At 73.0% G+C, this 26,332-nt stretch carries 28 protein-coding genes and 2 pseudogenes; 14 read left to right on the forward strand and 16 right to left on the reverse strand.

The annotated features are described in order from the left end of the window. Positions 1-22 precede the first annotated feature (22 nt). Together M6G08_RS27195 and M6G08_RS27200 are read left to right on the forward strand one after the other, a co-directional pair. Entirely contained in the window at positions 23-2,029 is a 2,007-nt protein-coding gene (locus tag M6G08_RS27195; protein ID WP_272589758.1) for a CocE/NonD family hydrolase, read from the forward strand. Between the two features lie 24 nt (positions 2,030-2,053). Beyond that, entirely contained in the window at positions 2,054-2,851 is a 798-nt protein-coding gene (locus tag M6G08_RS27200) for an inositol monophosphatase family protein (protein ID WP_272589759.1), read from the forward strand. Here M6G08_RS27200 and M6G08_RS27205 read toward each other — a convergent pair. Both M6G08_RS27205 and M6G08_RS27210 read right to left on the reverse strand, forming a co-directional pair. After that, the gene (locus tag M6G08_RS27205; protein WP_272589760.1) at positions 2,848-4,698 is read right to left on the reverse strand and encodes an ABC transporter ATP-binding protein; all 1,851 of its coding nucleotides are present in this window, start codon (positions 4,696-4,698) and stop codon (positions 2,848-2,850) included. The two genes, M6G08_RS27200 and M6G08_RS27205, sit on opposite strands and share 4 nt — an antisense overlap. Before the next feature lie 98 nt (positions 4,699-4,796). Continuing rightward, positions 4,797-5,345: a pyridoxamine 5'-phosphate oxidase family protein gene (locus M6G08_RS27210; protein WP_272589761.1), complete on the reverse strand. Its 549-nt coding sequence runs from the start codon at positions 5,343-5,345 to the stop codon at positions 4,797-4,799. A gap of 134 nt (positions 5,346-5,479) precedes the next feature. Here M6G08_RS27210 and M6G08_RS27215 point away from each other — a divergent pair, with 134 nt between their 5' ends. Continuing rightward, entirely contained in the window at positions 5,480-6,187 is a 708-nt protein-coding gene (locus M6G08_RS27215) for a 2-phosphosulfolactate phosphatase (protein WP_272589762.1), read from the forward strand. Here M6G08_RS27215 and M6G08_RS27220 read toward each other — a convergent pair. Together M6G08_RS27220 and M6G08_RS27225 are read right to left on the reverse strand one after the other, a co-directional pair. After that, on the reverse strand, positions 6,132-7,043 hold the full coding sequence (locus M6G08_RS27220; protein ID WP_272589763.1) for an NmrA family NAD(P)-binding protein: 912 nt from the start codon (positions 7,041-7,043) through the stop codon (positions 6,132-6,134). The two genes, M6G08_RS27215 and M6G08_RS27220, sit on opposite strands and share 56 nt — an antisense overlap. Then, on the reverse strand, positions 7,040-7,462 hold the full coding sequence (locus tag M6G08_RS27225) for a nuclear transport factor 2 family protein (protein WP_272589764.1): 423 nt from the start codon (positions 7,460-7,462) through the stop codon (positions 7,040-7,042). The genes M6G08_RS27220 and M6G08_RS27225 overlap by 4 nt, the downstream gene beginning before the upstream one ends. A gap of 92 nt (positions 7,463-7,554) precedes the next feature. Between M6G08_RS27225 and M6G08_RS27230 the strand changes: the two genes are divergently transcribed. After that, positions 7,555-8,151 (forward strand): TetR/AcrR family transcriptional regulator, encoded by a 597-nt coding sequence (locus tag M6G08_RS27230; RefSeq protein WP_272589765.1) that lies wholly within the window; start codon positions 7,555-7,557, stop codon positions 8,149-8,151. Here the strand turns inward: M6G08_RS27230 and M6G08_RS27235 are convergent. Further along, a pseudogene (locus tag M6G08_RS27235) lies at positions 8,129-8,281 on the reverse strand (RNA polymerase subunit sigma-24); the annotation flags it as partial. The gene M6G08_RS27230 and the pseudogene M6G08_RS27235 overlap by 23 nt on opposite strands. 63 nt (positions 8,282-8,344) lie before the next feature. On the opposite strand from M6G08_RS27235, the gene M6G08_RS27240 reads away from it, so the two are divergent. Then, the gene (locus M6G08_RS27240; RefSeq protein ID WP_272589766.1) at positions 8,345-9,247 is read left to right on the forward strand and encodes an aminoglycoside phosphotransferase family protein; all 903 of its coding nucleotides are present in this window, start codon (positions 8,345-8,347) and stop codon (positions 9,245-9,247) included. A gap of 41 nt (positions 9,248-9,288) precedes the next feature. Here the strand turns inward: M6G08_RS27240 and M6G08_RS27245 are convergent, their stop codons facing one another. Further along, positions 9,289-9,681, reverse strand: coding sequence for a RidA family protein (locus M6G08_RS27245; protein WP_443049022.1), 393 nt, complete (start codon positions 9,679-9,681; stop codon positions 9,289-9,291). Positions 9,682-9,790: 109 nt separating this feature from the next. Between M6G08_RS27245 and M6G08_RS27250 the strand changes: the two genes are divergently transcribed. After that, a complete protein-coding gene (locus M6G08_RS27250) occupies positions 9,791-10,174 on the forward strand; it encodes a winged helix-turn-helix transcriptional regulator (RefSeq protein ID WP_272589767.1) in 384 nt (127 codons plus the stop codon). 28 nt (positions 10,175-10,202) lie between these two features. On the opposite strand, the gene M6G08_RS27255 is transcribed toward M6G08_RS27250, so the two are convergent. Further along, complete coding sequence (locus M6G08_RS27255) at positions 10,203-10,625, reverse strand: VOC family protein (protein WP_272589768.1); 423 nt, start codon at positions 10,623-10,625, stop codon at positions 10,203-10,205. Between the two features lie 142 nt (positions 10,626-10,767). Between M6G08_RS27255 and M6G08_RS27260 the strand changes: the two genes are divergently transcribed. The 4 genes from M6G08_RS27260 (at position 10,768) to M6G08_RS27275 (ending at position 15,621) form a co-directional block, all read left to right on the forward strand. Next, positions 10,768-11,004, forward strand: a complete 237-nt coding sequence (locus M6G08_RS27260) for a hypothetical protein (protein ID WP_272589769.1) — start codon at positions 10,768-10,770, stop codon at positions 11,002-11,004. Positions 11,005-11,203: 199 nt separating this feature from the next. Then, the gene (locus tag M6G08_RS27265; protein WP_272589770.1) at positions 11,204-11,902 is read left to right on the forward strand and encodes a YceI family protein; all 699 of its coding nucleotides are present in this window, start codon (positions 11,204-11,206) and stop codon (positions 11,900-11,902) included. Positions 11,903-11,922: 20 nt separating this feature from the next. Beyond that, complete coding sequence (locus M6G08_RS27270) at positions 11,923-14,055, forward strand: DUF4139 domain-containing protein (RefSeq protein ID WP_272589771.1); 2,133 nt, start codon at positions 11,923-11,925, stop codon at positions 14,053-14,055. A gap of 6 nt (positions 14,056-14,061) precedes the next feature. Then, positions 14,062-15,621, forward strand: coding sequence for a mucoidy inhibitor MuiA family protein (locus tag M6G08_RS27275; protein WP_272589772.1), 1,560 nt, complete (start codon positions 14,062-14,064; stop codon positions 15,619-15,621). Positions 15,622-15,641: 20 nt separating this feature from the next. Here M6G08_RS27275 and M6G08_RS27280 read toward each other — a convergent pair whose 3' ends face one another. From M6G08_RS27280 to M6G08_RS27290, 3 genes and pseudogenes are all read right to left on the reverse strand, one after another. Then, entirely contained in the window at positions 15,642-16,319 is a 678-nt protein-coding gene (locus M6G08_RS27280; RefSeq protein WP_272589773.1) for a DUF3500 domain-containing protein, read from the reverse strand. A 79-nt stretch (positions 16,320-16,398) separates the two neighbouring features. Beyond that, a pseudogene (locus M6G08_RS27285) lies at positions 16,399-16,620 on the reverse strand (DUF3500 domain-containing protein); the annotation flags it as partial. Between the two features lie 98 nt (positions 16,621-16,718). Then, complete coding sequence (locus M6G08_RS27290; protein ID WP_272589774.1) at positions 16,719-18,170, reverse strand: amidase; 1,452 nt, start codon at positions 18,168-18,170, stop codon at positions 16,719-16,721. Positions 18,171-18,320: 150 nt separating this feature from the next. Between M6G08_RS27290 and M6G08_RS27295 the strand changes: the two genes are divergently transcribed. Continuing rightward, a complete protein-coding gene (locus M6G08_RS27295; protein WP_272589775.1) occupies positions 18,321-18,926 on the forward strand; it encodes a TetR/AcrR family transcriptional regulator in 606 nt (201 codons plus the stop codon). Between the two features lie 28 nt (positions 18,927-18,954). Here M6G08_RS27295 and M6G08_RS27300 read toward each other — a convergent pair whose 3' ends face one another. The 6 genes from M6G08_RS27300 to M6G08_RS27325 form a co-directional block, all read right to left on the reverse strand. Continuing rightward, a complete protein-coding gene (locus M6G08_RS27300; RefSeq protein ID WP_272589776.1) occupies positions 18,955-19,563 on the reverse strand; it encodes a DUF998 domain-containing protein in 609 nt (202 codons plus the stop codon). 21 nt (positions 19,564-19,584) lie between these two features. After that, positions 19,585-20,109 (reverse strand): GtrA domain-containing protein, encoded by a 525-nt coding sequence (locus M6G08_RS27305; protein WP_272589777.1) that lies wholly within the window; start codon positions 20,107-20,109, stop codon positions 19,585-19,587. Between the two features lie 180 nt (positions 20,110-20,289). Beyond that, the gene (locus M6G08_RS27310; protein WP_272591445.1) at positions 20,290-20,823 is read right to left on the reverse strand and encodes a TetR/AcrR family transcriptional regulator; all 534 of its coding nucleotides are present in this window, start codon (positions 20,821-20,823) and stop codon (positions 20,290-20,292) included. Positions 20,824-20,845: 22 nt separating this feature from the next. Next, positions 20,846-21,682 carry an alpha/beta fold hydrolase gene (locus M6G08_RS27315; protein ID WP_272589778.1) on the reverse strand — a complete coding sequence of 279 codons (837 nt, stop codon included), beginning with the start codon at positions 21,680-21,682 and terminating at the stop codon, positions 20,846-20,848. 100 nt (positions 21,683-21,782) lie between these two features. Next, a complete protein-coding gene (locus M6G08_RS27320; RefSeq protein WP_272589779.1) occupies positions 21,783-22,172 on the reverse strand; it encodes a VOC family protein in 390 nt (129 codons plus the stop codon). Beyond that, complete coding sequence (locus M6G08_RS27325; RefSeq protein WP_272589780.1) at positions 22,169-22,477, reverse strand: ArsR/SmtB family transcription factor; 309 nt, start codon at positions 22,475-22,477, stop codon at positions 22,169-22,171. The genes M6G08_RS27320 and M6G08_RS27325 overlap by 4 nt, the downstream gene beginning before the upstream one ends. 293 nt (positions 22,478-22,770) lie before the next feature. Here M6G08_RS27325 and M6G08_RS27330 point away from each other — a divergent pair, with 293 nt between their 5' ends. The 3 genes from M6G08_RS27330 to M6G08_RS27340 all read left to right on the forward strand — a co-directional run bounded on the left by M6G08_RS27330 (position 22,771) and on the right by M6G08_RS27340 (position 26,262). Further along, a complete protein-coding gene (locus tag M6G08_RS27330; RefSeq protein ID WP_272589781.1) occupies positions 22,771-23,289 on the forward strand; it encodes a lytic polysaccharide monooxygenase auxiliary activity family 9 protein in 519 nt (172 codons plus the stop codon). Positions 23,290-23,428: 139 nt separating this feature from the next. Then, positions 23,429-24,628, forward strand: a complete 1,200-nt coding sequence (locus M6G08_RS27335) for an AAA family ATPase (RefSeq protein ID WP_272589782.1) — start codon at positions 23,429-23,431, stop codon at positions 24,626-24,628. 20 nt (positions 24,629-24,648) lie between these two features. Beyond that, positions 24,649-26,262, forward strand: a complete 1,614-nt coding sequence (locus tag M6G08_RS27340) for a VWA domain-containing protein (RefSeq protein ID WP_272589783.1) — start codon at positions 24,649-24,651, stop codon at positions 26,260-26,262. The last annotated feature ends 70 nt before the right edge of the window (positions 26,263-26,332 follow it).

Below are 26,332 nucleotides of genomic sequence, written 5' to 3' on the forward strand. Positions count from 1 at the left end.
CCGCCGGAAGGTGTACCTCCCCATGCGCATCCGCACCGACTTCCCCTACGAGACGACCCACGACGACATCCGCATCCCCCTGCCGGACGGCACCCGCCTCTACGCACGCGTGTGGCGGCCGGTCACCGACGAGCCGGTTCCCGCCCTGCTGGAGTACCTGCCGTACCGGCTCAGCGACTGGACCGCGCCCCGGGACAGCCAGCGCCACCCCTGGTACGCGGGCCACGGCTACGCCTCCGTCCGCGTCGACGTGCGCGGACACGGCAACAGCGAGGGCCTGCCCGGCGACGAGTACGACGCCACCGAGCTGGCCGACGGCGTCGCGGTCGTCGAGTGGCTGGCCGCGCAGCCCTGGTGCGACGGCAAGGTCGGCATGTTCGGCATCTCCTGGGGCGGCTTCAACTCGCTCCAGATCGCCGCGCTGGCGCCCGAACCCCTCAAGGCCGTCGTCACCGTCTGCTCCGCGGACGACCGGTACGACAACGACGTGCACTACATGGGCGGCTCGGTGCTCGGCGTCGACATGCACGCCTGGGCCTCGACCATGCTCGCCTTCGTCTGCCGTCCGCCGGACCCCGAGTACGCCGGGGAGGAGTGGCGGCAGATGTGGCTGCGGCGGCTGGAGGCGGTCGACCCGTTCATCCACACCTGGCTGTCCCACCAGCTCCGTGACGAGTACTGGAAACACGGCAGCGTCTGTGAGGACTACTCCGCGCTCGACGCCGCCGTCCTCGCCGTCGGCGGCTGGCACGACCCGTACCGCGACACCGTGCTCCGGCTCGTGGAGCACCTGCCCGGCGACCGGGTGCGCGGACTGATCGGCCCCTGGTCGCACCAGTACCCGGACCGCGGACTGCCGCCGGGCCCGGCGATCGGCTTCCTGCAGGAGACACTGCGCTGGTGGGACCAGCACCTCAAGGGCCGGGACACCGGCGTGATGGAGGAGCCGCTGCTCCGTTCCTGGATCAGCGAGTCGCACCGCCCGGCCACCGTCTACCCCGAACTGCCGGGCCGCTGGGTCGGCGACCCCGCCTGGCCCTCCCCGTACACGACCCCCACGCCCCACGCCCTCGGCGGTGACCCGGTCGTCGTGTGTTCGCCCCAGCACACCGGCATCGACGCCGGCCGCTTCTTCCCCTTCGGCAACGACGCCGACCTGCCGCCCGACCAGCGCGAGGAGGACGCCCGCTCGGCGTGCTTCGAGTTCCCCGTCACCGACGGCCCGGTGGAGATCCTCGGCCGCCCGGAGGTGACCCTGCGGCTGCGGATGGACGTGCCGTACGGGCAGGTCGTGGCCCGGCTGTGCGACGTGACGCCGGACGGCTCGTCGACCCTCGTGACCCGCGGCGCGCTCAACCTCGCCGCCCGCGAGGGCCGGGACCGCAACGTGCCCTGGCCGCCCGGGGCGACGGAGACCGTGACCTTCCAGCTCAACGGCATCGGTCACAGCTTCCCCGCCGGGCACCGCATCCGCCTCGCCGTCTCCTCCGCCTACTGGCCGTGGATCTGGCCGCAGGCGGGCTCCGAGAACGGCTTCGTGCTGGAACCGGCCGGGTCGGCACTCGTACTGCCCGTGCGGGACGGCGGGGCCCACCCGGAGGACGCCGGCATCCGTTTCGAGCCGCCCGAGCAGTCCGAGCCGCTGCGCGTCACCGTGCCGGCGGCCGAGGGGGAGGAGCGCCCGGAGCGGCTGGTGGTGCGCGATGTCGCCAAGGGCGAATGGCGGCTGGAGGTCGATCCGCGTTACGGCGGCACCCGCGTGTACCCGGACGGCCTGGAGTTCACCGAGGACGCGCTGGAGACGTACACCGTCCGGGAGGACGACCCGCTGTCGGCGCGGGCCGGGTCCCAGTGGACCGTACGTCTGCGTCGCCCGGAACGTGCCTGGGACGTACGGGTCGAGACCAGGTCGGAGATCACCTGCGACGCCGAGGACTTCGTCACGTCGAACGAGGTGGTGTGCCGCGACGGCGAGGAGATCGTCTTCCGGCGCAGTTGGGACAGGCGCGTCCCGCGGGTCGCCCGCTGACTCCTCGTCGGTACTCTGCCCGGCATGATCAGCTCGTACGAGAGTCTCGACGACGCCGGGGTCGCGGCGGCCGCGGCCGGTGCCGGTGCGGACGTGGTGCGCCGCATGTACGGCCGGCGGCTGTCCCGGACCGACAAGGGCGCGGGGGACTTCGCCACCGCCGCCGACGTGGAGGCCGAGAAGGCGATCGTCGGTGTCATCCGTGCCGCCCGGCCCGGTGACGCGGTGCTCGGCGAGGAGGGCGGGCGGCGAGGTCCCGTCGCCGCCGTACGCGAGTGGCTGGTGGACCCCTTGTGCGGCACGTTGAACTACGCCTCCGGCAGCATGCTGGTGGCCGTCAACGTGGCGCTGCGCCAGGGGGCGGCGGCCGTGGCCGACCCGTTCGGCGGCGAGGTCTTCCGCACGGACGGTGAGAGCGCGTGGGTGCGGCAGGACGAGGCCGACGCACCGCTGGCGCCCACGTCCGCCACCCGGCTGGTCGACGTCAATCTCGACCCGCCGTTTCCGAGCGCGCCCGGGTTCCGGGCGGTGGACCTGCTGGCCCACCCGGGGTTCGCCGAGCGGTTCCGGCCGCGGGTCGTGTCGACGACGCTCGCACTGGCCTGGGTCGCGGCCGGCAGGCGGGCCGCGTACGTCACCGACGGCGGGGACCTGTCCGGCAGCGTGCACTTCGCCGCCGGCATCGCCGTGTGCCGGGCCGCCGGTTGCGTCGTCACCGGCATCGACGGCGGACCGCTCGGCCGGGCGGGCCGCGGGCTCGTCGTGGCCGCCGACGCGGAGACCCACGGGCTGCTGATGTCGATGATCGGGGGCAGCGGCTAGCTGTACTGCCTCGCGAGGTCCTCGCCGGGGGCGTCGCCGTCGGGCGCCGGGTCGGCGTTCTCGCCGAGGAAACCGCCCGACTGGTGCTGCCAGAGCTTGGCGTAGGCGCCGTCGGCGGCGAGCAGTTCGCTGTGGCTGCCCTGCTCGACGACGCGTCCGCGGTCGAGGACGACGAGGCGGTCCATGCCGGCGACGGTGCTGAGCCGGTGGGCGACCACGAGAGCCGTACGTCCGTCCATCAGGCGCCACAGGGCGTCCTGGACGAGCAGCTCGCTCTCCGAGTCGAGCGCGCTGGTCGCCTCGTCGAGCAGCAGGATCGGGGCGTCGCGCAGCAGGGCCCTGGCTAGGGCCACCCGCTGGCGCTGGCCGCCGGACAGCTTCACTCCCCGCTCCCCCACCAGGGTGGCGAAGCCGTCGGGGAGCTGGTCGGCGAACTCCGTGACGTGCGCGGCGGCGGCGGCCGCGTGGATCTCCTCGTCGGTGGCGCCGGGCCGGGCGAAGGCGATGTTGTCCCGCAGGCTGCGGTGGAACATCGCGGGTTCCTGGGGGACGTAGGCGATCAGTGAGCGCAGGTCGGTCTGGCGCAGCCGGCTGATGTCCTGCCCGCCGATCAGGATGCGTCCGGCGTCGATGTCGGCCATCCGCAGCAGGAGCCGGGTGAGGGTGGTCTTGCCGCCGCCGGACCTGCCGACCAGGCCGATCCGCGCACCGCCGGGCACGTCCAGGTCGAGGCCCTCGAAGATCGGCTCGGTGCCCGGGTGCGCGAAGGTGACCGCCTCGAAGCGGACGCCGGTGCCCCGCGGGGCGAGCGGCTCGGGTTCGGTCGCGTCCAGCACGGTGGGTGGATCCAGCAGCAGCTCCGTGAACTGCGCGGCCTCGGTCATCGAGCTTTCCAGGCGGCGGTAGATCTGGTTGAACTCGAACATGATCTGGGTCGCGTTGGAGTAGTAGGTGAAGGCGACCACGATCTCCTCCACACCCTGGCCCGGGCTGCCGAAGGCGATGGCGACGAACAGCCCCAGCACGTTGGTCAGCACGGACATGGGGGCGATCAGGGTGTCGACCCGCAGGTTGCCGAAGTCCCAGGACTTCAGCGTCAGGCGCCGGGAGTCCGCTACGCGGCGGCGGTGCTCGTCGGCCTCCCGGCGCTCGGCCGCGAACGCCCGGATGGTCTCCATGTTGGCGAGGCTGTCGGCGACGTGCCCGGAGACCCTGGCGATCGCCGCCTCACGGTCGTTGACGAGCGCCTGACGGCGACGGATCAGGGGTGCCGCGGCCACGACGGTCAGTACGATCATCAGCAGGAGGCCCGCGACGAGCAGCGGTTCGTAGTGCCACAGCACGACGGCGCCGAAGATCAACGGTACGAGGCTGCCCACGATCCGGTAGGTCACCGTGTCGACGAAGTCCTCGAACCGTTTGCCGAAGCTCAGCACCCGCTTCGTCAGGGAGCCGGCGAAGTTGTCGTGGAAGAAGGAGGCGTCCTTGGCGAGGAGTTCGTCCATGCCGGTGACGTACAGGTGCTCCACGCCGAGGGCCTCCACGCGGTTCAGGCAGTGCTGACCGACCCGCCACACGGCCTCCGCTAGCAGCAGCACCGCACCGAAGCCGAGCACGTAGGGCAGTGCCGAGCCGACCGTGAGACCACCGCCGTCGGCTGCCTGCCCTGCCAGTTTGGCGACCAGCAGGGGCGCCACGTAGCGGATCCCGATGTTGCCCACGGCCGGCAGCAGCAGCGCCGGCAGGGCCGGCCGTCGCAACCGGAGGAGTTCCCTGCCGTAGCGCCGCAGGGCGAGAACAACCGCGCCCCTGCCCGGCGACGTCACGTGTGCGGCTGTCTGCGTCATCACACTCCCGGAGTCCAGACCCGGAAGTCTCCCTACAAGTCCCGCCACCGGTCCAGGCATTTACCCCGGACGGGCGAGAACCGGACATCCGTCGGCGGTCAGGCGAAGGTGTAGCGGGTGTGGCTGAACACCTGGCCGTCGTGCCCGAAGCCGTAGGCCGTGCCGGGCGCCACCGCGAACAGCAGGTCGTTGCCCTCGCGGATGCTGTCGCCGAAGCCGCGGAAGGGCCCCTCCGGCGAGGCGACGCGGTCCCCGTACTGCTCCTCGAACGCGGCGATGACCTCGTCCTGCCGTGCCGGATCCGTCACCCGCTCCGCCGCGCCCTCGACCACGATGTCGAGTCCTTCGGAGAACGTGTTGTTCCCCGTGGTGAGTACGCAATGGGCGTTGCCCGCCAGGTTCTTGGCCTTCTGTTCCCCCGTCCCGGTGCTGAAGTGGAGTGCGCCGTCGTGCCAGGCGGCGATCAGCGGCGTGACGTGGAGGCGGCCGTCCGGTCGGACCGTGGTGATCCAGAAGATCTCGGCGGCGCGCAGTCGCCCCTCGGCCACGGCCCATTCCGTGGCGGTGACGTCCTCCGCGCCCGGACGCGGGTTGAGTGCGGCGCTGTAGCGGGCGTCGAGCTCGGTCTTGGGATGCTTCGGTGCCATACCGGAATCCTCCCCCTCCGCCTCAGGACGCTGGGCGAGGCTCGCCGGTGCGGCCGCGGACCGGGCACCCAACACCGGGCCGCCGGAGGTGAATTCGCTGTCCGGGACCGTCGGCATGCGCGATCATGGCCGGCATGGACGCTCGTTTCGTCGGCATCGCCGACCTGGTCGGAACCGAAGTCCCCTCCGTGGCGGTCGTGGTCGACGTCATGCGCGCGTACACCGTGGCCGCCTGGGCCTTTGCCCGGGGTGCGGAGAGGATCGTCCTCGCCGAGTCGCTGGACGAAGCCCGGGCCCTGAAGGCTCGCCACCCGGACTGGGCGGCCATCAAGGACGGTCCGCCCGAGCCCGGGTTCGACGCCGTCAACTCGCCGGGCCTGCTGCGGTCCGTCGACCTCGCCGGGCGGACCGTCGTGCAGAAGACCACGGCGGGGACGGTCGGCGCCCTCGCGGTCAAGGACGCGTCGCTGGTGCTGTGCGCCGGCTTCGTGGTGGCGGAGGCGACGGCCCGGCTCCTGCGCACTCGCGCGTGCGACCGCGTCACGTTCGTGGTCACCGGCGAGGACGGGCGCGCCGACGAGGACCTGGCGTGCGCCCAGTACATCGCGCGCAGGGCCACCGGCGCGGAGACGGACGCATCCGGGTTCCTGCGCCGGGCCGCCGCCTCCCGGGCCGCCGTCGAGCTGACGACGGGCGTGCGTCAGGGAACCCATCCCGACGACGTCGCGCTCTGCCTCGAACTCGACCGCTTCCCCTTCGCGATGGCGGCGGCCCCGGAAGGCCCGCTCATGGTCCTGCGCCCGTGCGCGGACCCTGTCCCTGCCGACGCGGCCGCGGGCTGATCGCGGCCCGGCCGCGTCGGCGCAGTTCCCGCTCCAGGTGGGCGCGGAAGCCGCCCGGGGCGCGGCCGGTCACGCGCCGGACGGTGTCGGTGACGCGGTCCTCCGCCCCTTCGGCGATCGCCCGGTCCAGGCCGGCCAGCACGGCGGCGAACTCCGGCGGCACCACCGCGGTGAGGCGCTCGGTCATCTCCTCGTGGGTCAGCCGGTGGTGGACCACCGGGCGGCCCGTGACGTCGGTCATGATCGCGGCGATGTCGTCGTGACTGAGCGCCTCCGGTCCGGTCAGGACGAGATCGGTGCAGGGTGCCCGCTCGTCGGTCAGGGCGTGGAAGGCGACGGCCGCGATGTCCTCGGCGTCGACGAAGCCGGTTCGGCCGGCTCCGGTCGCCGTCCGGATGGCGCCGTCCTCGCGGATGCTGCGGGCATGCTCGTGTGTACCGGTGAAGTTCTGCATGAACCACGACGGACGCAGCACCGCCCACTGTTCGAACAGTTCCCGTACCGCCCCGTAGACCTCCCCCACCGCGGGGTCGCCCTCACCGATGGCCGAGGAGCCGAGGAGGACCGCACGGCGGACGCCTTCGGTCCCGGCCCGCCGGAGGAAGGGCAGCACGGTCGCCGCGGGGTCGGCGTCGCCGACGGGCGGTACGAGGTAGAGGCGGTCGACCGTGTCGAGGGCCGCGGGGTGGGTGGCGGGATCGTACCAGTCGAAGGGGACCGGCTCGGCACCGGGGACCGGGGTGGCCCGGCGGCTCGCCGCCCTGACGCGGTGTCCGGCTGCGGTCAGCCGCGCGACCGTACGGCTGCCGGTGGTGCCGGTGGCGCCTATGACCAAGGTGGTGCCGGCGGCGGTCATCGGCCGCTCCGGAAGTCCGCGCCGGGTTCGAGGACGGCGAGCGGGTTCCAGTAGTCGCGGTACGAGGTGAAGCGCCCTCCCTCCACGGTCACGACGGCGATGTACGTCACGTCGAAGGGCTCGCCGGTCCTCACGAGGCGGCCGACGCCGCGCATCTCGACGACGAGGGTCTCCGGCTCGACGGTCCGGTGGACGCGCAGCTCCGGGAAGTCGCGCAGATCGATGTGGTCGGGATAGCCGCGCATGTAGGCGCCGATGGCCTCCTTCCCCTCCAGTCGTCCCGGCCAGCCCTCGGGGGCGAACGGGAACTCCATGACTCCGTCGTCGGCCCACAGGTCGGTCCAGGCGGCGACGTCCTTGTCGAGCAGCAGTCGCAGGCTGTGGCGGTAGAGGTCCGCCGGGGAGGTCGGTGCGGACATGGGTGTCCTCCATCTCGTAGAATCCGGACCATGGGTCCGTTTCGACGACGATACGGACCCCGGGTCCGCTTTGCAAACGAAGGAGCAGCACCATGGCCGAGCGCAGGCCCCGCAAGGACGCCGCCCGCAACCGGGAGGCCGTCCTCGCGGCAGCCGACGCCCTGTTCGCCGGGCGCGACAGCCCGGAGGACGTCACCATGGCCGACGTCGCGGCCGCCGCCGGCGTCGGCAAGGGCACGCTCTTCAGGGCGTTCGGCGACCGGCCGGGGCTGCTCCGCGCGCTGTACGAGAGGCGGCTCGAACCGGTCGGGGAGGCCGTCGAGTCCGGCCCGCCGCCGCTGGGGCCCGCCACTGAGCCGAGGGAGCGGGTGGCCGCCCTGCTCGACGCCGTCCTGTGCTTCAAGTACGACAACCGACGCCTGGCGCTGGCGCTGGAGGACGGCGGGGCGGGCAGCCCATACGGGGCGGAGCACTACGCGCGCTGGCACGCCCTGCTCCGGACGGTACTGGAGCAGATCCCCGGCCTGCCCGACCGCGACTTCACCGCCCACGCCCTGCTCGCCGCGGTCCGGGCCGACCTCGTCGAGCATCTCGCCGGCCAGGAGGACGTGCCGCGGGAGAGGCTGCGCAGGCGACTGGCGGAGTTCACCGGCAGGGTCCTGGCCGTCAGCGACGCCGGCGGGCGTTGAGCCGGGCCGCCCGGCGCGTCAGGTGGTCGCGCTCGGCGAGGCTGGACGCCTTGCGGGCCGCCTCCTCGTACAGCCGTGCCGCCGTCGCCGGGTCGCCGTCGCGTTCGTGGAGGTACGCCGCCACCGCGGCAAAGTCTTCCGCGAGGTTCTCGTGGAGGGGACGGTCCCCGCCTGACCAGTACTGTGACGTCTCATGACCGACTCCGCATCCGAGATCACCGCGGACCTGGTCCGCGAACTGCTGCGCGAGCAGCACCCCGACCTCGCGGACCTGGCCATCCGTGCGGTGGCGGGCGGATGGGACAACCAGCAGTGGCGCCTCGGGGGCGAACTGGCCGTGCGCGTGCCCCGTACGGAGCGTGCACCGGATCTCCAGCGCAAGGAGCGCCGGTGGCTGCCCGTCCTGGCCCCGCGCCTGCCGCTCCCGGTCCCGGAACCGGTGCGGACCGGCGAACCGTCCGCGCGCTTCCCCAAGCCGTGGACCGTCATGACGTGGGTCCCCGGCGAGCCGCTGGACCACAGTCGGATCAGCCGGGGTGACCACGCGGCCGGCAGGCTGGCGGACTTTCTCAGGGCACTGCACGTTCCGGCGCCCGCCGAGGCGCCGGCCGGTAAGGACCGCGGCGCCCATCCCAAGGAGTGCACGGACGGCTTCGACCACTTCTTCGGGGCCGTCGCGCCCGGCGACATCGCCGACGGCCTCCGGGCCGTGTGGGACGACGCCGTCGCCGCCCCCGAGTGGGCGGGCCCGCCGGTGTGGGTGCACGGTGATCTGCATCCCGCGAACGTCGTCGTCTCGGACGGAACCCTCTCGGGCGTGGTCGACTTCGGCGACCTGTTCGCCGGCGATCCGGCGTGGGACCTCGCGGCCGCGTGGGTGGTCCTTCCCGAGGGCGCCGCCGCACGCTTCTTCGACGTGTACGCGAAGGCGGACGCGGGCACGGTCCGGCGCGCCCGCGGGCTGGCCGTCCTCAAGGGCCTCGTCCTCATGCTGATCGGCCGGGACGGGGACCGGGGGCTGCCCGGCGGCAAGCCGGCGTGGGGTCCCGCGGGCCGGGCGGCGCTCGACCGCGTCCTTCGGGGCACCCCGGGGTAGACGCGCCCCGTCGCGGCGGCGCGTACTCGCCGGGCCCGGGGTCAGGCGGGCAGCTTCTCGTCGACGACGAAGGCGATCTCGACGACCTGGCCGGGGAAGGTCAGTTCGGTGACGCCGACGACCGTGCTGACCGGGCGGTGGTCGCCGAAGTACGCCAGATTGCCCGCCGCCGTCGCCGTGGCGTTCTGCCGCAGGTTCACCACGTACAGGGTCTGCGAGACCACCTGGTTCCGGGTGACGCGGAAGTGGTCCAGGACCTTGTCGGCGTTGGCGTACGTCTGGTCGAGCTGCGCGGCGAAGTCGTCCGCGTGGACGAACTCGCCCGCCCGGTCGAGCGAGAGCTGTCCGGAGACGTGTATCAGATCGCGGGACTTGATGGCCTGCGTGTAGCCGAACTCGCTCTCGGCCGGCACACGGTGGTTGAAGACGTTCATGGCAGTCAACGTGCTCACCCTTCGGTTCACTCTCTTGTGGTTACTGAGGAACTGTAGGAAAGTAGGCGCGGACCTGGAAGAACGCACTTTTCGGTGACTGAGGAACCAGATGGTGACCAAACAGCTGCTCAAGGGCTTGCCCGAGGACGCGGACCTGCGGCGCGCCGACTCCCTGGCACGGGAGATCTTCTCGGACGTCGCCAACAAGTGGGCGTTCCTGATCATCGAGGCGCTCGGCGAGCGCACCCTGCGCTTCAGCGAGCTGCGCGACGAAGTGGAGGGCGTCAGCCACAAGATGCTCACGCAGAACCTGCGCATGCTGGAGCGCAACGGCCTGCTGGAGCGGACGGTGTATCCCACGGTGCCGCCACGGGTCGAGTACACGCTCACCGAGCCGGGCCGGGCACTGCGCACCACGGTTGACGCCATGTGCGGCTGGACCCACCAGTACCTCGGCCGCATCGAGGAGGCGCGCCGCAGGTTCGGCGAGTGACGGGGCGCGCCGGAAGCGAGGCGCCGTGTCATGCCTCCGAGACGGCGAACAGGCAGAACGGATGCCCGGAAGGGTCCGCGAGGACATACAGCGGCTCCTCCGGATCGTCGAAACGGTCGAGCAGGAGTTCGGCGCCCAGCGCCTGGGCCCTCAGGCGCTGCCGGGTGAGTTCCCCGGTGACGGGCACCGTGAGATCGAGGTGCGCCTGCATGGGGACGTCGTGCACCGGCCACGTCGTACGGGGAAGCCGGTCCACGAGCTGGAAGGCCAGGCGGTTGGCTCCGTCGGTCGTACGCAGCACGAGCCAGTCGGGCTCCTCGGGCACACCGTCCGCCGGGGGCTCGTCCCCCGGACGGTACGTCAGTCCGAGCAGCTGCCGGTAGAACTCGGCCAGTCGCCGCGGGTCGGTGGTGTCCAGCACGGTCTGCAGCAGCCTGGGGTGCGAGTTCATGGGACCTCCGCGTTCCTCTTCACCTGGCCGGTACCCGTCACCCTGCACGTTCGCCGCCCCGGGGACCAACCCCCACGGACGCCCCGCGACGCCCGCGGGTCGGGGCCGGGACCCGGCCGCGTCCGAGCCTAGGATCGGCGGCGTGGACATTCCCGAGGACCTGATCAGCCTTGAGCGGGCGGCGGAAGAACAGCGCGCGCGGCTCGCCGGACTCGACGGCGAGGAGTTCGAAGCGCAGCAACGGGCCTGGCAGGAGGCCGCCCGGGCGGCACGGGCGGCGATCGCCGATCACGCCGCGGCCGGCGGCCTGCCGGTGGAAGCCGTCGAGAAGGCGGTCCACCGCGCCGTACGGCAGGCGGAGGAGGATCCCGCCGGGTAGCCCGCGCCCCCAGGACGCGCGGGCCCGTACCCGGACTGCCGGTCACCGGGTGCGTGCAGGGACGCGTACTCGATCCGGCGATCTTGTGCAGTTTTCCGGTCGGCGTCATGGAACCCGGACGAGGCCGCACATCTTGCCCGGTCCGGTCCGCCCGCGGCGTGGTACCACCGAGTGTTCCGACTCGAAAGGGCCACGTCACATGGGTATCTTCAGCCGTCGCCAGACCGCCGTCGCCGAGCCGCCGCCGGCCGTGGGGTCCGGTGGGCCCGGTGCGCGGGCCGCGGCGGCCGGCGCCGCGCTCGACCCGGCACTTCGCGCTCTGACCGGACACTGGACCATCGACCGCCCGCACAGCCGGATCGGCTTCTCCGTGCGGCACGCCATGGTCACGACCGTGCGCGGGTCCTTCGCCGACTACGACAGCGCGCTCTACTTCGACGGAGCCAGTCCCGCCGAGTCCCGGGCCGAACTCGTCATCCGGGTCGGGAGCGTCGACACCGGCGTGGAGCAGCGGGACGGGCACCTGGTCGGCAGGGACTTCTTCGACGTGCGCCGCCACCCGGAGATGACGTTCCGCAGCACCTCGACCGTCCACGAAGGCGGGGAGAGCTTCCGCATGACGGGCGACCTCACGATTCGCGGTACGACCAGGTCCGTGGACATCCAACTGGACTACCTCGGCTCGGTCATGGACCCGTTCGGCTACGAGCGTGCGGGCTTCGACGGCACCACCACCATCGACCGCCGCGACTGGGGGCTGGTCTACAACCAGCGGCTCGACGCCGGCGGCAGCATGGTCAGCGAGAAGGTCCGGCTCCAGTTCGACATCTCCGCGATCCGCTCCACCGCACCGGAGCACTCACGGCCGGCATCCGGCATAGAGTTCCCTCGGCACTGACACGGCGTGTGGGGGAGCACATGATGGCTGAGGCGGCCCCGAGGTGGGCATCGACGCTCGACTCCGTGGTGGTGTACGCCCAGGGCGCCCTCTGCCGCCGGCTCGCCCGCGGTGGCATGCCCCGGGGCGGGCGGGTGCGGGTGACCGGTCTGCCGCGCTCGATGGACCCGGGTTCCCTGCGGGTGCGGGTCGTCAGCGCCACCGGGGTACGGGTCACCGGGGCGAGAGCGGCCGTCGAGGCCGAACCGCTCGACAGCCGCCCGGTCGGCGAACTCCGCCGTGAGGTGGAACGGCTCCGCGACGGCCTGGAGGCCGTCCAGGCCCGCCGGAGGCGGCAGCAGGAGCTGATCGACGAGGTGGCGGCCCTGCGCCCGGTGCCGCCGCCCCGCGATGACGAGGCGCCCCACCGTCGCACCCCCGTCGACGCCTGGCTGGACCTCGCCGAGTTCGTGGACGGCCGGCTGACCGTGCTGCACGCTCGCCTGCGCGAGACGGACGAGGAACTGAAGCACGCCGAGCACGAGTGGGAGGTCGCCGCCGACAGGCTCGCCCGGGCCTCCACCGACGCCCCCGCCTCGCGCTCCGAGACCACCGCGTGCGCGGACGTGACCCTCGCGGGCGGCGAGGGCACGGACATCGAGGTCGAGGTGGAGGTGGAGTACGGGGTGCCCGGCGCCGTCTGGGTGCCGGCCTACCGCCTCACCCGCCACCGGGGCGGGAGCGACGGACGGCTGCTGCTGCGGGCGTCGATCGCCCAGCGCACCGGCGAGGACTGGACCGGGGTCCGGGTCTCGCTGGCCACGGCCGACCTGCGGCGGCGCACCGATGTGCCCCGGCTGCGATCGATCCGCATCGGACGCGAGCAGCCCGCTCCCGCGTCGTCGGGTTGGCGTGAGCCCCCGCGCGGACTGCTCGACCTCTTCAGCGGCTACGACGCGGCCGGACCGCCTCCGGGCGCCGGGGGCTCCGCCGTGACCGTCCGTGGCGCGGTGGCGGCCACAGCCGTGTCCGCGTCCGGTCCCGTACCGCCCCCCGCCCCCGCCCCGCCGATGGCGGCTCACGGCTACGGTGCGCCGCCCGGCGCCGTGCCGCCGCCACCCGGCGCGCTGCCGCCACCGCCGGGCGGCATGCCCGCGAGCGCCGAGGGCGTGATGCCGGGCGACCCGGCGCCCGGCGACCCTCAGCCGTACGCCCGTCGCAGAGGCGGAAGCGGCGCGCCCCGTCCCGCGGCTCCCGCGGCGCCCGGCCGGGCCGCGGCACCGTCCGCAGCCGCTCCCCGGGCGGCACCCGCCCCGTCACCGGCCCCGGAGACCGGGCCACCTCGGCCGAGCGGTGCCGAACTCGACTACGCGGCACTGGTGCTCACCGGCCCGGACGGCCAACCGGAGCGCCGCGGACGGCTGTTCCCCGACGCCGCCTCCGACCCGGTGGCGGCCGAACACCGGCGGCGCGCCGAGACCGTCACCGCGCTGCCCCTGCCGGACGACGCCGTACGCCCCCGCGAGTCGGCCGGCTCCTTCGACCACCGCTATGACGCCGCGGCACGCGCCGACGTCCCCTCGGACGGTACGTGGCACACGATCACCGTCGGTGAGGTGGCGGTCGGCCTGCGGACCGAGTACCTGTGCGTCCCGTCGGTGGAACAGGCGGTCTACACGACCCTGGTGCTGTCCAACGCGACCGACCAGGCGCTGTTGGCCGGCCCGCTGGAGGTCTCGGCCGACGGGGACTTCCAGCTGACCACCGCACTGCCCACGCTCGCCCCCGGCGGTGTGCGCCGCGTGGGCCTGGGCGCCGACGAGGCCATCGGGGTCACGCGCCGTACGAGTCTGCTCGAATCGACCTCCGGGCTGCGCAACAACGTGACCGTCCTCGACCACCGCGTGCACGTGGAACTGGCCAACCGCCTCCCGGTACCCGTGACCGTCGAGGTCCGCGAGCGGGTGCCGGTCACCTCCGACGCGGACATCAGGATCGAGGAGAAGGCCGACTGGCAGACGCCCGCCACCGGCACCGACGCCGAGCGGCACGCTCCCGGCACCCGCGTGTGGCGGGTCGAGATCCCGGCCCACGCCGCCTGCGCCCTCGACGGCGGCTACGTCATCCGCATCCCGGCCGGCAAAGCCCTGACCGGCGGCAACCGCAGGAGCTGACCCCGCATGGACACGAGCCCCGCTCCGATCGCCCTCCCCGTCACCGCCGTCACCTGTCTGGAGGACCGGGCGTACGTCGAGCGGACCACCGGGGTCGACCTCGCGGCCGGCACCCAGGTGCTGCGTCTCGGACCGGTCAGTGCCCTGACCGTCGACCACAGCCTGCACGCCGAACTGTCCGCCGACGGCCCGGTGACCGTGCTCGACGCCCGGGTCGTACGCGAGTGGACACCGAGGGCGCCGGGGCCCGCCGACGACGACTCCGCCCTGCGGCACCGGGTGAGAGATCTCGAGGAGGAGCAGCACGCGCTGGGTCGGCGGCGTGAGCGCCTGCACGCCCGCGTCGACCTCCTCGGCCGTCTCGCCGGCGATCTGCTGCGGGAGATCGGCGAGGGCGCGGGTCTCGGTGAGTCCGACACCGCCCGGTGGGCCCGTGAACTGGACCGGGTCGACGCGGAACGCGACACCTGCGGCGAACGACTGCGCGCGGTCGAGTCCCGGCTGACGGCGCTGGCCGCCGAACTCTCCGTCGCCCGGCACGCCTTGGCGGACACGGAGTCGGAACCGTCCGAACTGGTCGGCCGCATCGAAGTGACCGTACGGGCGGGCGACGCGGGTCCGGCCGCGCTGCGCGTGGCCCATCTCGTCCCGTGCGCCCTGTGGCGGCCCGCCTACCGCGCGGTGCTCGACGGGGACTCGCTCACCCTGGACACGGACGCGATGGTCTGGCAGCGCACCGGTGAGGACTGGTCGGACGTACGGCTGACCCTGTCCACGGCCCGCAGCACGCTCGCCACCGAGCCTCCGCGCCTCGCGGAGGACCGGCTGTCCCTCCGGGACCGATCGGCGGCGGAACGCCGCACGGTCCAGGTCGAATGGCGCGAGGAGGAGATCACCGACCTCGGTCCGGCGCCCGTACAAGGCCTGCCGGGAGTCGACGACGGCGGCGAGGTCCGGGTCCTGCGATGCGCCACTTCGGTCTCGGTGCCGTCCGACGGCCGGGCGCACCGGGTGCCGCTCTCCTCCTTCGAGACTCCCACGTCCACGGAGTACGCCTGCTCCCCCGAGCTGTCGCCGCTGGTCGGGCGACTGGTCCGGTTCGACAACCGCTCGGGGCACGCGCTGCTCGCCGGGCCCGTGGACCTCGTCAGCGGCGGCGGCTTCCTCGGTCGTGGCACGCTGGACTTCACCGCTCCCGGTGCCCCGGCCGCCCTCGCCTTCGGCAGCCGCGACGACCACCGGGTCGTGAGGGAAACCGAGGAAACCCGTGAGACCGCCGGTCTCACCCAGCGGAGCGTGCTCACCCGGACCGTCCGCCTGCACCTGTCACGGTTCTCGGGGCCCGGCGAGCGCCATGAGCACGTGGTCGTCGTCCGGGAACGCGTCCCGGTCTCCGAGACGTCGGCGGTGGAGGTGCGCCTGCGCCGGAGTGCCTGCGCTCCCCCGCCCGACGACGTCGACGCGGACGGCGTCGTCCACTGGAACGTCCTCCTGCCTCCCGGAGGCCGGCGCACGCTGGAACTGGTCTACGAGATCTCGTCGAACGCCAAGGTGCACGGGCTCTAGGGGCTTTCGGTCCGTAGCGGTCAGTGCTCCGGCCCGTGCCGGTCCGTGTAGTGGGCGCGGAGCAGATCGGTGCCCCAGTCGTGGCGCAGGTGCCGCCAGACGGAGTGGGCGTGGTTGCCGTCGTCCTGGGTGTTGTCGTATTCGATGAGCAGGTCCGGGGCGCGGACGCAGTAGTAGTGCCGGTCGCCGGGCGCGCGGCCGCCGGCCCAGGCGAACGCCAGGGTGTCCAGGCCGCGCGCCGCCAGGCCGGACCAGCACTGCTCGGCGTAGGCCGCGGGCGCCCGGTCGAGGTAGCGGCGCACCAGGCGGGTGAGGAGCCGCTGCTGATCCGGGGTCATGTCGCCGTGCGGCAGACCGGGCGGCAGCAGGTCCGGGTCGGCGAACGGGTCGTCCCGGGTCAGGATGTCGTCCGGTGGGGCGGCGGCGAAGACCGCTCTCGCGCGCCGGCCGGCGTCCAGGTCCGTGACCAGTTCCCGGGCCAGGTCCTCCTCCGGCCCCAGCAGCCGGCGTCCGGCCTGTGGACCGTCCGCGACACGGGCGGGCTCCGCCCCGACGAAGTGGGGTGTCACGCGGATTCCGGCGGCCGTGACCACCACGTGCACGGCGAGGTGGTGGCCGTTCATCCGCCAGCCCCAGGGGGCGTCCCCGTCCGGGTCCCCCAGCAGCCGCACCCAGTAGCGGTCGGCGGCCCGTGGCACCGGCCATGGCGCGGCGGTGGCGCTCGACCTCGATAGCCCCGCGCGCCAGCGCCGCTCCGGGTGTGCCGTGTGCCGCGGCCAGCAGCGCGTCGACCGCCGCGCGCTGCCGCCCGTCGAGGCCTTCGGTGGACAGCCCGGGGCGCGGGCCGGGCAGGTAGGTCCACTCCCGCAGCTCGGCAGCGTCGAGCCGGCCGGGGCCCGCGCGCAGTTCGCGCACCTGCGCGGGCTCCAGTACGGACAGCAGTGCGCGCGCCGCCTCCCGCAGCTCCGCGGCCGTCGCCTCCGCCGGATGAACGCCCACCGTTTCCCCTTACGCGCGGTGTCCCGTACGGCTGCGCACCCTACCCGTACCCAGTCCCGAGCACGGGATGTACGCGGCCGCCGGCTGCCGGTTCGAGGTCAGTCGCCCCCGCGGTCCCCGGCCCACACCGTGGGGGTCCGGGCCGACCAGGGGTCGGCCTGTTCGAGTTGTCCGGCGAGGCGGAAGAGGCTGTCCTCCCGGCCGTAACCGGCGGCGAACTGCATACCGACCGGCAGCCCCGACGCGGCGTCGGCCGTCACCGGTACGGACATGGCGGGTGTGCCCGCGACGTTGAACACGGCGGTGAACGGCGAGATGTCGAAGAGCCGCCGCAGCCAGCCGAGGCCGTCCAGCCTCCCGGCGCCCTCGGCGTGCGTGCCGAGGGGCACGGGCAGCTCGGGCAGCGTCGGGGTGAGCAGCATGTCGTACCCGGCGAAGTAGCGCGCCAGGGCTCGGGCGACCTTGTTGCGGGTCGTCAGCGCGGTGACGAACTCGGCGGCGGTGACCTCCTGTCCGTAGCGGTAGCTCGCGAGTATGGGCTCCTCCAGGGTCGACGCGTTCACGGACCGGCCCGTCGCGGCGGCCAGCTCGTCGACCGACGCCGTCAGGTTGGCGGTCCACTGACGCGCGTTGGCCACGAGGAAGTCCTCCCAGTCGACGCCCAGGCCGACCTCGGCCTCCTCCACCTCGTGGCCCAGGGACTCGAGCAGGCGCACGGTGCGGGAGAGCGCGTCGGCCACCGGCGCGGTGGTGCGGTGTCCGCCCCACGCCTGGGTGAGGACACCGATCCGCAGCGGCCCCGGGTCACGGACGACTTCCTCCGCGTACGGCCTGGACGGCTCCTGGGCGAAGTAGGGGTCGCCCGGTTCCGGACCGCGGATCTGGTCGAGCAGGACCGCGCTGTCGCGTACCGTGCGGCTGACGCTGCCGTGCACGGCCAGGCCGTTGAAGATCTCGTCGAAGTGCGGGCCCACGGAGACACGGCCGCGGGTCGGCTTCAGGCCGAAAAGGCCGTTGCAGGCGGCGGGGACGCGGATCGAACCGGCTGCGTCGGTGGCGTGCGCCAGCGGGACCACCCCGGCGGCGACGGCCGCGCCCGCGCCGCCGCTGGATCCGCCCGCGCTCCGCTCCGGGTCCCACGGGTTGCGGGTGGCGCCGTACTGCACTGGTTCCGTCGTGTTGCTGTAGGCCATCTCGGGTGTCGCGGTGCGTCCGAGCGTCATGAGGCCGGCGCGGCGCAGGCGCAGCATCAGGGACGAGTCGGAGCGGGCCACGTGGCCGGCCGCCAGGCGGCTGCCCATCTCCATGCGCCGGCCGGCCATGGCGACCCCGATGTCCTTGATCAGGAAAGGAACGCCGGCCAGCGGGGCGCTCCCCGGCTCCGGCAGGTCGTCCGCCGGCCACGTCTCGACCACGGCGTTGATCTCCGGATCGACCGCCCGCACGGCGTCATGTGCGGCCGCTGCCAGTTCGGCGGGGGTGACCTCACCCTTCGCCACCAGTTCCGCGAGGCCTACGGCGTCAAAGCGTACGTACTCGTCGATTCTCACTGTCACTCCAAGACAGGGGGCGGGTAGCGCGGACATCGCGATACCGAGTGGTCCTGGACGATACCGAGCGGTATCGAACGGGACGGAATGGTACCGTAGCAGCCGACGAGGGGCGCGACGCCCCACGGGACCGGACGTCACGGAGCAGACATGGCAACGACCGCCGCAAGGCCGGGCAGGGTGGCGAAACTGCCGCCGCGCGAGCGCATCCTCGACGCGGCGGAGGAGCTCTTCCAGAGCGAGGGGATCCGGCGGGTGGGCGTCCAGGCGATCGCCGAGAAGGCGGAGACCACCAAGATGGCGATCTACCGGCACTTCGAGACCAAGGACGCGCTCGTCGCGGAGTGGCTGCGCATCGTCGCCGCCGAGTACCGGGCGGCCTTCGACCGGGTGGCGGCCGAACACCCCGGCCGCCCCAGGGAGCAGATCCTGGGCCTCGCCCGCTTCATCGCCGAGGGACTGCCCGCGATCTCCTACCGGGGCTGCCCGTTCATCAACTCGCTCGCCGAACTGCCCGACCGCGCCCATCCCGCACGACAGGTCATCGAGGAGCACAAGGCGGACCAGACCCGCAGGATGATCGGCATGTGCGCCGACGCGGGACTGCCCGACCCCGAGCAGGCCGCGGCCGAGATCACCTTCGTACTCGAGGGCGCACAGGTCAGCACGCAGAACGGCAGCATCGACCGGGCGGGCGACCGGCTGATGCGCATCGTCGAGGGGATCGTGGACCGGCACCGCTCCCCGGCCGCCTGAACGTTCGCCGCGCCCACCCGCCGGGCCGCTACTCCCGTACGGGCCGTCGGGCCGGTCGGCGTATGCGGCTCAGACACGAGACGGCGACCACGAACGGCCACAGCGACTGAAGGAACGTCACGACGCGTTCGGCGACACCGGCGTTGCCCTGCCGGTGCATCTCGAACAGGAACCACGCTCCGCCCGCGGCCATCAGCGCGCACACCGCCACCGCCGGCGCGGTTCGCAGAGCCCAGGGAGCGGCCGCCGTACCGTCGACGGCCAGCAGCGGCCACACCGCCAGAAGCGTGAACCCGGCTACCGCCACCGCGCCGTGCCGCAGGGAACCCCCGCTGCTCGGCGCGGGCAGCAGGGCCACGGCCAGCGCGGCCACACCCCCGCCGCCCAGCGCCACACGTCCGGCGGTCGCGGCGGCCCGCAGGCCCCAGGCGGTCAGCAGATGACAGGCGCCCAGAGCGAGGAACGCCGTCGTCATCACCCAGTAGCCCGCGGCCCCGTAGGCGCCCAGCACGCTGATCGTCTGGGTGGCGGGGTCGTACTCTGGCCCTTCGAACAGTGCCGCGCCCGACCAGCCTGCGATCAGCAGGACGGGCGCACACCCGGAAGAGACCAGGACCCATCTGGGGACAACACGCATCAAGCAACCATAAAGCGATCTTCAGACGGCTCGGCAGAGCCCCGCGGGAGCGGCCGGGACCGAGGCGCGGTGAACGGGACGGGTGACGGGACCGGCACCGGCACCGGCACCGGCGGACTGCGACCGGGTTCGCGCGAAGACGACCAGGCGCAGCACCGCGAACCGCGCGACACCGGCGAGCGCGGAGGCGGACAGGTACACGGCCTGGTCGAGCACCGCGCCGGGCGTCGCCACGAGCTGGTACAGGGCAAGCATCGCCATGCTGGTCACCGCGTAGGCGGCCGCGGCGGAACCGGCCGACTGCTTGTGCTGGCGCCAGGTCGCGCGCCGGCCCGCGCCGAAGGTGAAGCGAGCGTGCAGTTCCGTGGCGAGCAGCGTGGAGACCACGGTGATCACGGCGTTGGCCAGGACCCAGGGGACCCACGACGCGAGAGCCGCCACGGCGAAACTCGATGCGAGCCCCACTCCACCACCACAGAGCACGAAACGAGCGAAGGCGGTGAAGGCGCCCGGTGCGACCTGCTTACGATTCTGCGCTGCGTCCATGATCCACCCCCCTCGACGCTTTCCGACGGGGGAAACGCTACGTTGCATTCACGAAGCGGACAACCTATTTATTGCAGAGATCGATCATCTATGCAGGTGGTCGCCTTGGAATCATTGCAATGCGTATCGGTTAACGCAACCGTGCCACACGGCTCGTTGCAATGCTTCCGAAGCGGCCCCTCACCGGGCGCGCAGCCCCCGATCGGCGAAGTCGATCAGCCATTCGAAGCTCTCGTCGACGTCGGCGCTCCACTGGAAGCCGTCCGCGGCCTGCAACGTGGCGAAACCGTGGCACAGGCTGCGGAGCATGCGCAGGGCGTGGTCCACGTCGGCCGGGTCGACCTCGTAGCCCCGCAGGACGGCCATGAACGCGTCGAGGAGTCGCCGTGCCGCGGCGGCCAGCGGGTCGTCGGGGCCGGACGGCTCCTGTCCGATCGTGGCCGCGTACCGGCCGGGGTGCTCCAGCACGAAGGCGCGGAACGCCCGGGCCGCCGCCGCCAGGGCGTCGCGGCCCGCGTACCCCTGGACCGCGCCGCCCACCGCGTCGGCGGCCTCGCCCATCGCCAGGACGGCGATGCGCCGGAGGAGATCCTCCTGCCCGCCCACGTGCTTGTACAGCGACGGGGCGCGCACACCGACCCGCTCCGCCAGCGAACCCATCGTCAGGTTGGCCAGACCGACCTCGTCGGCGAGGGCGGCACCGGCCGCGACCACCGCCGCCGGGTCCAGGCCTGCCCTAGGCACGGGCGGCGTCCGCACGCAGGAAGCCGAGGACGAGCGAGACGACCCGGTCGGGATACTGGTCGTGCGGGTAGTGCCCGGCACCCTCGATCATTTCCAGGCGGCCGAGGCCGGCCGGGAGCGCCTCGACGACCGCCATGCCCTCGGCGTGCGGGTCGGCCCAGTCGGGGTCGAGGGTTCCCATGACGACCAGGACCGGGCAGCGGACGTTGCCGAGCTGGGCTCCGGCGTCCGTCGGGGCGCTGCGCCCCATGGCCCGCATGGCCTTCATCCGGCCCGGCTCGCGCAGCAGGGAGTCGATGCGCCCGAGCCGCCGCGCCCAGTCGGCCGGCCTCACGCCCGGGTAGGCGAGGTCGAGGTACGAGCGCCACAGCGGCAGGCTGCCGAACAGACCCGCGCCGAGCAGCCGCAGCATCCCCTGCCGGAAACGCCTCACCTTCAGGTCGCCGAGGCCGACCGACTGCTTACGGGTGAACGGCGCCAGCTCGACGACCGCGGTGACCAGCGAGGGCTCCCGCGCCGCGGCGACGGTGGCGGCACCGCCGGAGACCGAGTGGCCGACGAGTACGGCCGGGCCGCCGAGGTGGCGGATCACGGCGAGCAGGTCGCCGGCGATGTCGGTGCGGCTCCAGGCCGGCCAGTCGACGCTGGACTCGCCGCAGCCGCGCAGGTCCACCGAGGCCACCCGGTACCCGGCCGCGACCAGCCGCGGGACGACGGCTCGGTAGGCGGCGCGGCTGTCACCCATGCCGTGAGCCAGAACGATCAGAGGGCCGGAGCCCGCCACCTCGTACGCGATCGTCCCGCCGTCGACGGGGAGGTACTCGGTCATGGACGCCTCCGGAGAGCGTTGGCTAATGACATTAGCCAGAAGCTATTGCCATTAGCCTGACCTGTCAACGCCCTCCTCGCCGCCGTACGGCTACCGCCCACTACCCCTGCGTGGCGATCTGGATCAGGTTGCCGCAGCCGTCCTCGAAGACGGCCGCGGTGACCGGGCCCATTTCCACCGGCTCCTGGGTGAAGCGGACACCGTGACCGCGCAGCCGCTCGTACTCGGCCTTGACGTCGTCCACGGCGAACTGGGCGAGCGGGATGCCGTCCGCGACGAGGGCGTCGCGATAGGTGCGCGCGGCCGGGTGGCCGAGGGGCTCCAGGAGGAGCTCCGGGCCCTCGGGGTCCTCGGGCGAGACGACGGTCAGCCACCGGTCCGTCTCCCCCACCGGGACGTCGTGCTTCTTCACGAAGCCGAGGACCTCGGTGTAGAAGCGCAGTGCCGCCGCCTGGTCGTCTACGAAGACGCTGGTCAGATGGATCTTCACGGGGTGCTCTCTTCCGCTTCGGGTGGGTCGGGGTCGGATGCGGGCCAGCGCTCGGCTATCTGCCGGAGCGGGGCCACGTTCAGGTCGTGGAACTTGTAGCGCCCCTCCCGCCTGGTCTCGACGAGCCCGGCACCTTCCAGCACGGCGAGGTGCTGGGAGACCGCCTGGCGGGAGATGCCGAGGTGATGCCTCATGCTCAGCCGCGAGCAGATCTCGAACAGGGTCTGCCCGGACTTCTCCGTGAGCTCGTCCAGGATGATGCGGCGCGTGGGGTCGGCCAGCGCTTTGAAGAGGTCGTCGGCCACCGCTCCAGGATAGGCAAGCTCCCACTTGCCTATCAACTCGGGGCGGCCTCCGAACAGCGGACGTCACACCCTTGACACGTTCACGTCGACCGCTTGTATGGTCTAGTCCAACAGAACTCGTCGCTCCGCTTGCGGAGTTGGGTCCCCCGCGGGCTCACCACCGCACAGCGTGGCGGCGGGTGTGCGTCACCTTCGCGTCTCTCGACCCCACTCAGAGAGGCCGCCTCCGACGTGCGGTCACCCCACACTCCTGACCGTGCGCCCCGGGACGGCCCGAGGTGAAGGAGCTTCACATGCACGCCAGCAGGAAGACCGCCGCCCTGATCGGCGCGGCCCTCGCCCCTGTCATCGCCGTCAGTCTCCCCGCCTCGTCGGCGAGCGCGCACGGCTACATCTCCGACCCGCCCAGCCGCCAGGCCCAGTGCGCGGCCGGCACGGTGTCCTGCGGGGACATCAAGTACGAGCCCCAGAGCGTCGAGGGCCCCAAGGGCCTGACCAGTTGCAGCGGCGGCAACAGCCGCTTCGCCGAACTGGACGACGACAGCAGGGGCTGGACCGTCACCCCGGTGCCGAGAAACACGACGTTCTCGTGGCGGCTCACCGCACAGCACGCCACGAGCACCTGGGAGTACTTCGTGGGCGGGCAGCGGATCGCCGTGTTCGACGACGGCGGCGCCAAGCCCGACGCCGTCGTGAACCACCAGGTCGACTTCGGTGGCCTGTCCGGTCACCAGAAGGTGCTCGCGGTGTGGAACGTGGCCGACACCGACAACGCCTTCTACGCCTGCATCGACGTCAACGTCGGCGGCTGAGCGCGGCCGCGTTCGCCCGGTGCCGAAGGGGGGAAGCCACCCGCCGCGAGCGGGCGCCTTCCCCCCTCGCCGGGGACGCACACGCGCGTAATAGGCTGCGAATCGTCGGCCGTCCGAGCGCCGAGGCGAGGAGTTGGCTATGGGCGCACAGGACGCGCGGGAGACGGCGGAGCGGCTGCGGACCATCGGCGACGAACTGTCGGACCGCTTCTACGAGCGGGCCGACGTCGTGCGGACGCTGGTGGTGACGCTGCTCGCCGGTCAGCACTCACTGGTGCTCGGACCCCCCGGTACGGCCAAGTCGGAACTGGCCCGGGAACTGACGGGCCGGATCGACGGAGCCTCCTACTGGGAGATCCTGCTGTCGAAGTTCACCGCGCCGACGAGGATGTTCGGCCCCATCGACGTCGCCGCGCTGGCCCGGGGCGAGTACCGCCAGGTCTACGACGGCCGCGCCACGACCGCGCACATCGCGTTCATCGACGAGATCTTCAAGTGCTCCACGGCGGCGCTCAACGAGACGCTCGGCTTCCTCAACGAGCGGATCTACCACCCCGAGAACGGCGGCGAACCGATCCGCTGTCCCCTGATCGGAGCGATCACGGCCAGCAACGAGCTGCCCACCGGAGAGGACTCGGCCGCCATCTACGACCGGCTGCTCGTGCGCCTCGAGGTCGGCTACCTGACGGACCCCTCCAACTTCGCCGCGCTGGTCCGCTCCGCCGTCGGCGGGACCGAGGCACCGCCGCGGACCACCATCGAGCTGGCCTCGCTGCAGTACGCCGTGGCCGAGGCCGTCCCGGCCGTCGAGGTCCCCGACGCCGTCGTCGACGCCGTGTGCACGCTGCGGGCCGCGCTGCGCCGCAAGGAACTCGTCGCCTCGGACCGCCGCTGGCGGCAGGCCGTCCGCCTGCTCCAGGCCTCCGCCTACCTCGACGGCCGCCCCGCGGTCACCGACACCGACCTGTCGGTGCTGACACATGTGCTGTGGGACTCCCCCGCCCAGCGTCCGCTCGTCGAGCGGGAGGTGCTGCACCTGGTCAACCCCGACGCCAAGGAGGCCCTCGACCTGGCGGACACCGTCGAGGAACTGGAGGCCCAGCTCGACGCCATGGCCGGCCAGTCCCGCGAGGCGCTGAGCGAGTGGGTCATCAAGAAGGCCCATCACCAGCTCGCCACGACGGGGAAGCGGCTGGAGAAGCTGCGCGCGGAGGCGGCGAGCGCGGGACGCAGCACCGCAGCCATCGACCGGGTCGCCCGTCGCCAACGCGCGGTACGCGCCCGCGTCCTGACCGAGGCCCTCGGTGTGGACGCGAGCACGGTGCAGGCCCAGCTCTGAGTACCGGGGCGGCCGGAAACATGGACGGGACATCGGACGCGGCACCGGACGCGCGCGGCGAGCCGGCGAGCCGGGCCGGGAAGTGGCTGAGCCTTTCGAGTGCCACGGCCGAGCGGCACACCGCCGCCGTGGTCGCGGACCGGTTCGACCTCATGACCTGGCAGGACATGCACGGGCAGTCGGACGGACTGCGCGAGCTGGCCCGGGAACTGGACGACCGCCACGCCCACGCCGCCGACCTGCTGGCCGACACGTTCCAGGCCGCCTACAAGGCACGGCCGCGGTTGCGGCGGCCGGCGGAGATGGACCCCGCCCGGCTGGTCAACCACCAGATCATCACGTCCCTGACGGACTCCCCGGAGTTCGCCGCGCTGCACCGGGAGACGGCCGGTGACGCGTACGCCGCCGCCATGGCCGTACTCGCCCAGGCCGGAGCGCTGCGCCGGATGCTGGAGCACTCCTGGCGTGCCCAGGAACAGGCCGAGCGGGCGAAGCGAAGCCTGCTGGACGCCGAGGAGGCGGCCGCCGCCGTGGCCGACGCCCTCCGGCAGGACGGCCACGAGACCCGCGAGGACGGCACCGACGCCGTGGGACGGACCGCGGAGGCGGCCGAGAGCGCCGAGGACGCCGCGCGCGAGGCCGCCGCCGGTGCCGCACAGGCGCTCGGGGCGGCCGTCCCCGGGATCCGGGCCGCCGCACGCGGCGCCGTGGCCCGGGCCGCCGAGGCCACGCGGAACGAGACGGCGCTGATGCGGGCGTGGGGTGTCGGCCCCGGAGAACTGGAGCGGATGCCCTTCGAGCAGCGGGCCCGGCTCGCCGAGCGGCTGCGGACCGGCCGGCTGGCCCGGTGGGCCGAGCTCATCGGGCGTTTCCGGCAGATGGCCGGCGGTGAGCGAGCCCGCAGGGTGGAGAACGCCACCGGGGAACTGATCGGCGTCACGCTCGGCGACGACCTCTCCCGCGTCCTCCCCTCCGAGCTGGCGGCCCTCGGACTGCCCGAACTGCGGGCGGTGTTCGCCGCCCGCTACGCCGCCGGTGAGCTGATGCTCTACGACAGCCAGGGCGAGCAGGCCACCGGCCGGGGCGCGATCATCGCCTGCGTGGACACCTCGCACTCCATGTACGAGGCGGGGCCCGGCGGCATCACCCGGGAGGCGTGGGCCAAGGCGTGCGCCCTCGCCCTGCTGGACCAGGCCCGCGACGCCGGGCGCGACTTCGTGGGCATCCTGTTCGCCGCCGCCGACAAGCTCCAGGTCTTCCGCTTCCCGGCCGGCCGGCCCGCGCCCGTCACCGAGGTGCTCGACTTCGCGGAGTCCTTCCTCGGCGGCGGCACCAGCTACCAGCGGCCGCTCACGGCGGCCGCCGGACTGCTGGAGGCGGAGTTCGACGACACGGCCCGCGCCCGCGGCGACATCGTGATGCTGACCGACGACGACTGCGGCGTCACCGAGGAGTGGATGCGCGACTGGAACGCCGCCAAGCAGCGGCTCGGTTTCCGGGTTTTCGGCATCGCCGTCGGCACCCCGCGCGTCGCCGAGGCCGACTCGGTCCTCGACACCCTGTGCGACAACCTGCGCGCCGTCGAGGACCTCACCGACGTCCACGCCGCCGCGGACCTCTTCCGCGTCATCTGACCGGTCACGGCGGAGGTTTCCCGCGCCGTGCCGGGGTACCCCGCCGAACCTGGGAGGAGAGAGGAGAGCC

Source organism: Streptomyces sp. M92 (assembly GCF_028473745.1).
Lineage (GTDB): Bacteria > Actinomycetota > Actinomycetes > Streptomycetales > Streptomycetaceae > Streptomyces.

Coding starts and splice junctions, on each gene's coding strand:
- M6G08_RS27195 (WP_272589758.1), top strand. CDS start 23: ATGCGCATCCGCACCGACTTCCCCTACGAGACGACCCACGACGACATC.
- M6G08_RS27200 (WP_272589759.1), top strand. CDS start 2,054: ATGATCAGCTCGTACGAGAGTCTCGACGACGCCGGGGTCGCGGCGGCC.
- M6G08_RS27205 (WP_272589760.1), bottom strand. CDS start 4,698: ATGACGCAGACAGCCGCACACGTGACGTCGCCGGGCAGGGGCGCGGTT.
- M6G08_RS27210 (WP_272589761.1), bottom strand. CDS start 5,345: ATGGCACCGAAGCATCCCAAGACCGAGCTCGACGCCCGCTACAGCGCC.
- M6G08_RS27215 (WP_272589762.1), top strand. CDS start 5,480: ATGGACGCTCGTTTCGTCGGCATCGCCGACCTGGTCGGAACCGAAGTC.
- M6G08_RS27220 (WP_272589763.1), bottom strand. CDS start 7,043: ATGACCGCCGCCGGCACCACCTTGGTCATAGGCGCCACCGGCACCACC.
- M6G08_RS27225 (WP_272589764.1), bottom strand. CDS start 7,462: ATGTCCGCACCGACCTCCCCGGCGGACCTCTACCGCCACAGCCTGCGA.
- M6G08_RS27230 (WP_272589765.1), top strand. CDS start 7,555: ATGGCCGAGCGCAGGCCCCGCAAGGACGCCGCCCGCAACCGGGAGGCC.
- M6G08_RS27240 (WP_272589766.1), top strand. CDS start 8,345: ATGACCGACTCCGCATCCGAGATCACCGCGGACCTGGTCCGCGAACTG.
- M6G08_RS27245 (WP_443049022.1), bottom strand. CDS start 9,681: ATGAACGTCTTCAACCACCGTGTGCCGGCCGAGAGCGAGTTCGGCTAC.
- M6G08_RS27250 (WP_272589767.1), top strand. CDS start 9,791: ATGGTGACCAAACAGCTGCTCAAGGGCTTGCCCGAGGACGCGGACCTG.
- M6G08_RS27255 (WP_272589768.1), bottom strand. CDS start 10,625: ATGAACTCGCACCCCAGGCTGCTGCAGACCGTGCTGGACACCACCGAC.
- M6G08_RS27265 (WP_272589770.1), top strand. CDS start 11,204: ATGGGTATCTTCAGCCGTCGCCAGACCGCCGTCGCCGAGCCGCCGCCG.
- M6G08_RS27270 (WP_272589771.1), top strand. CDS start 11,923: ATGATGGCTGAGGCGGCCCCGAGGTGGGCATCGACGCTCGACTCCGTG.
- M6G08_RS27275 (WP_272589772.1), top strand. CDS start 14,062: ATGGACACGAGCCCCGCTCCGATCGCCCTCCCCGTCACCGCCGTCACC.
- M6G08_RS27295 (WP_272589775.1), top strand. CDS start 18,321: ATGGCAACGACCGCCGCAAGGCCGGGCAGGGTGGCGAAACTGCCGCCG.
- M6G08_RS27300 (WP_272589776.1), bottom strand. CDS start 19,563: ATGCGTGTTGTCCCCAGATGGGTCCTGGTCTCTTCCGGGTGTGCGCCC.
- M6G08_RS27305 (WP_272589777.1), bottom strand. CDS start 20,109: ATGGACGCAGCGCAGAATCGTAAGCAGGTCGCACCGGGCGCCTTCACC.
- M6G08_RS27315 (WP_272589778.1), bottom strand. CDS start 21,682: ATGACCGAGTACCTCCCCGTCGACGGCGGGACGATCGCGTACGAGGTG.
- M6G08_RS27330 (WP_272589781.1), top strand. CDS start 22,771: ATGCACGCCAGCAGGAAGACCGCCGCCCTGATCGGCGCGGCCCTCGCC.
- M6G08_RS27335 (WP_272589782.1), top strand. CDS start 23,429: ATGGGCGCACAGGACGCGCGGGAGACGGCGGAGCGGCTGCGGACCATC.
- M6G08_RS27340 (WP_272589783.1), top strand. CDS start 24,649: ATGGACGGGACATCGGACGCGGCACCGGACGCGCGCGGCGAGCCGGCG.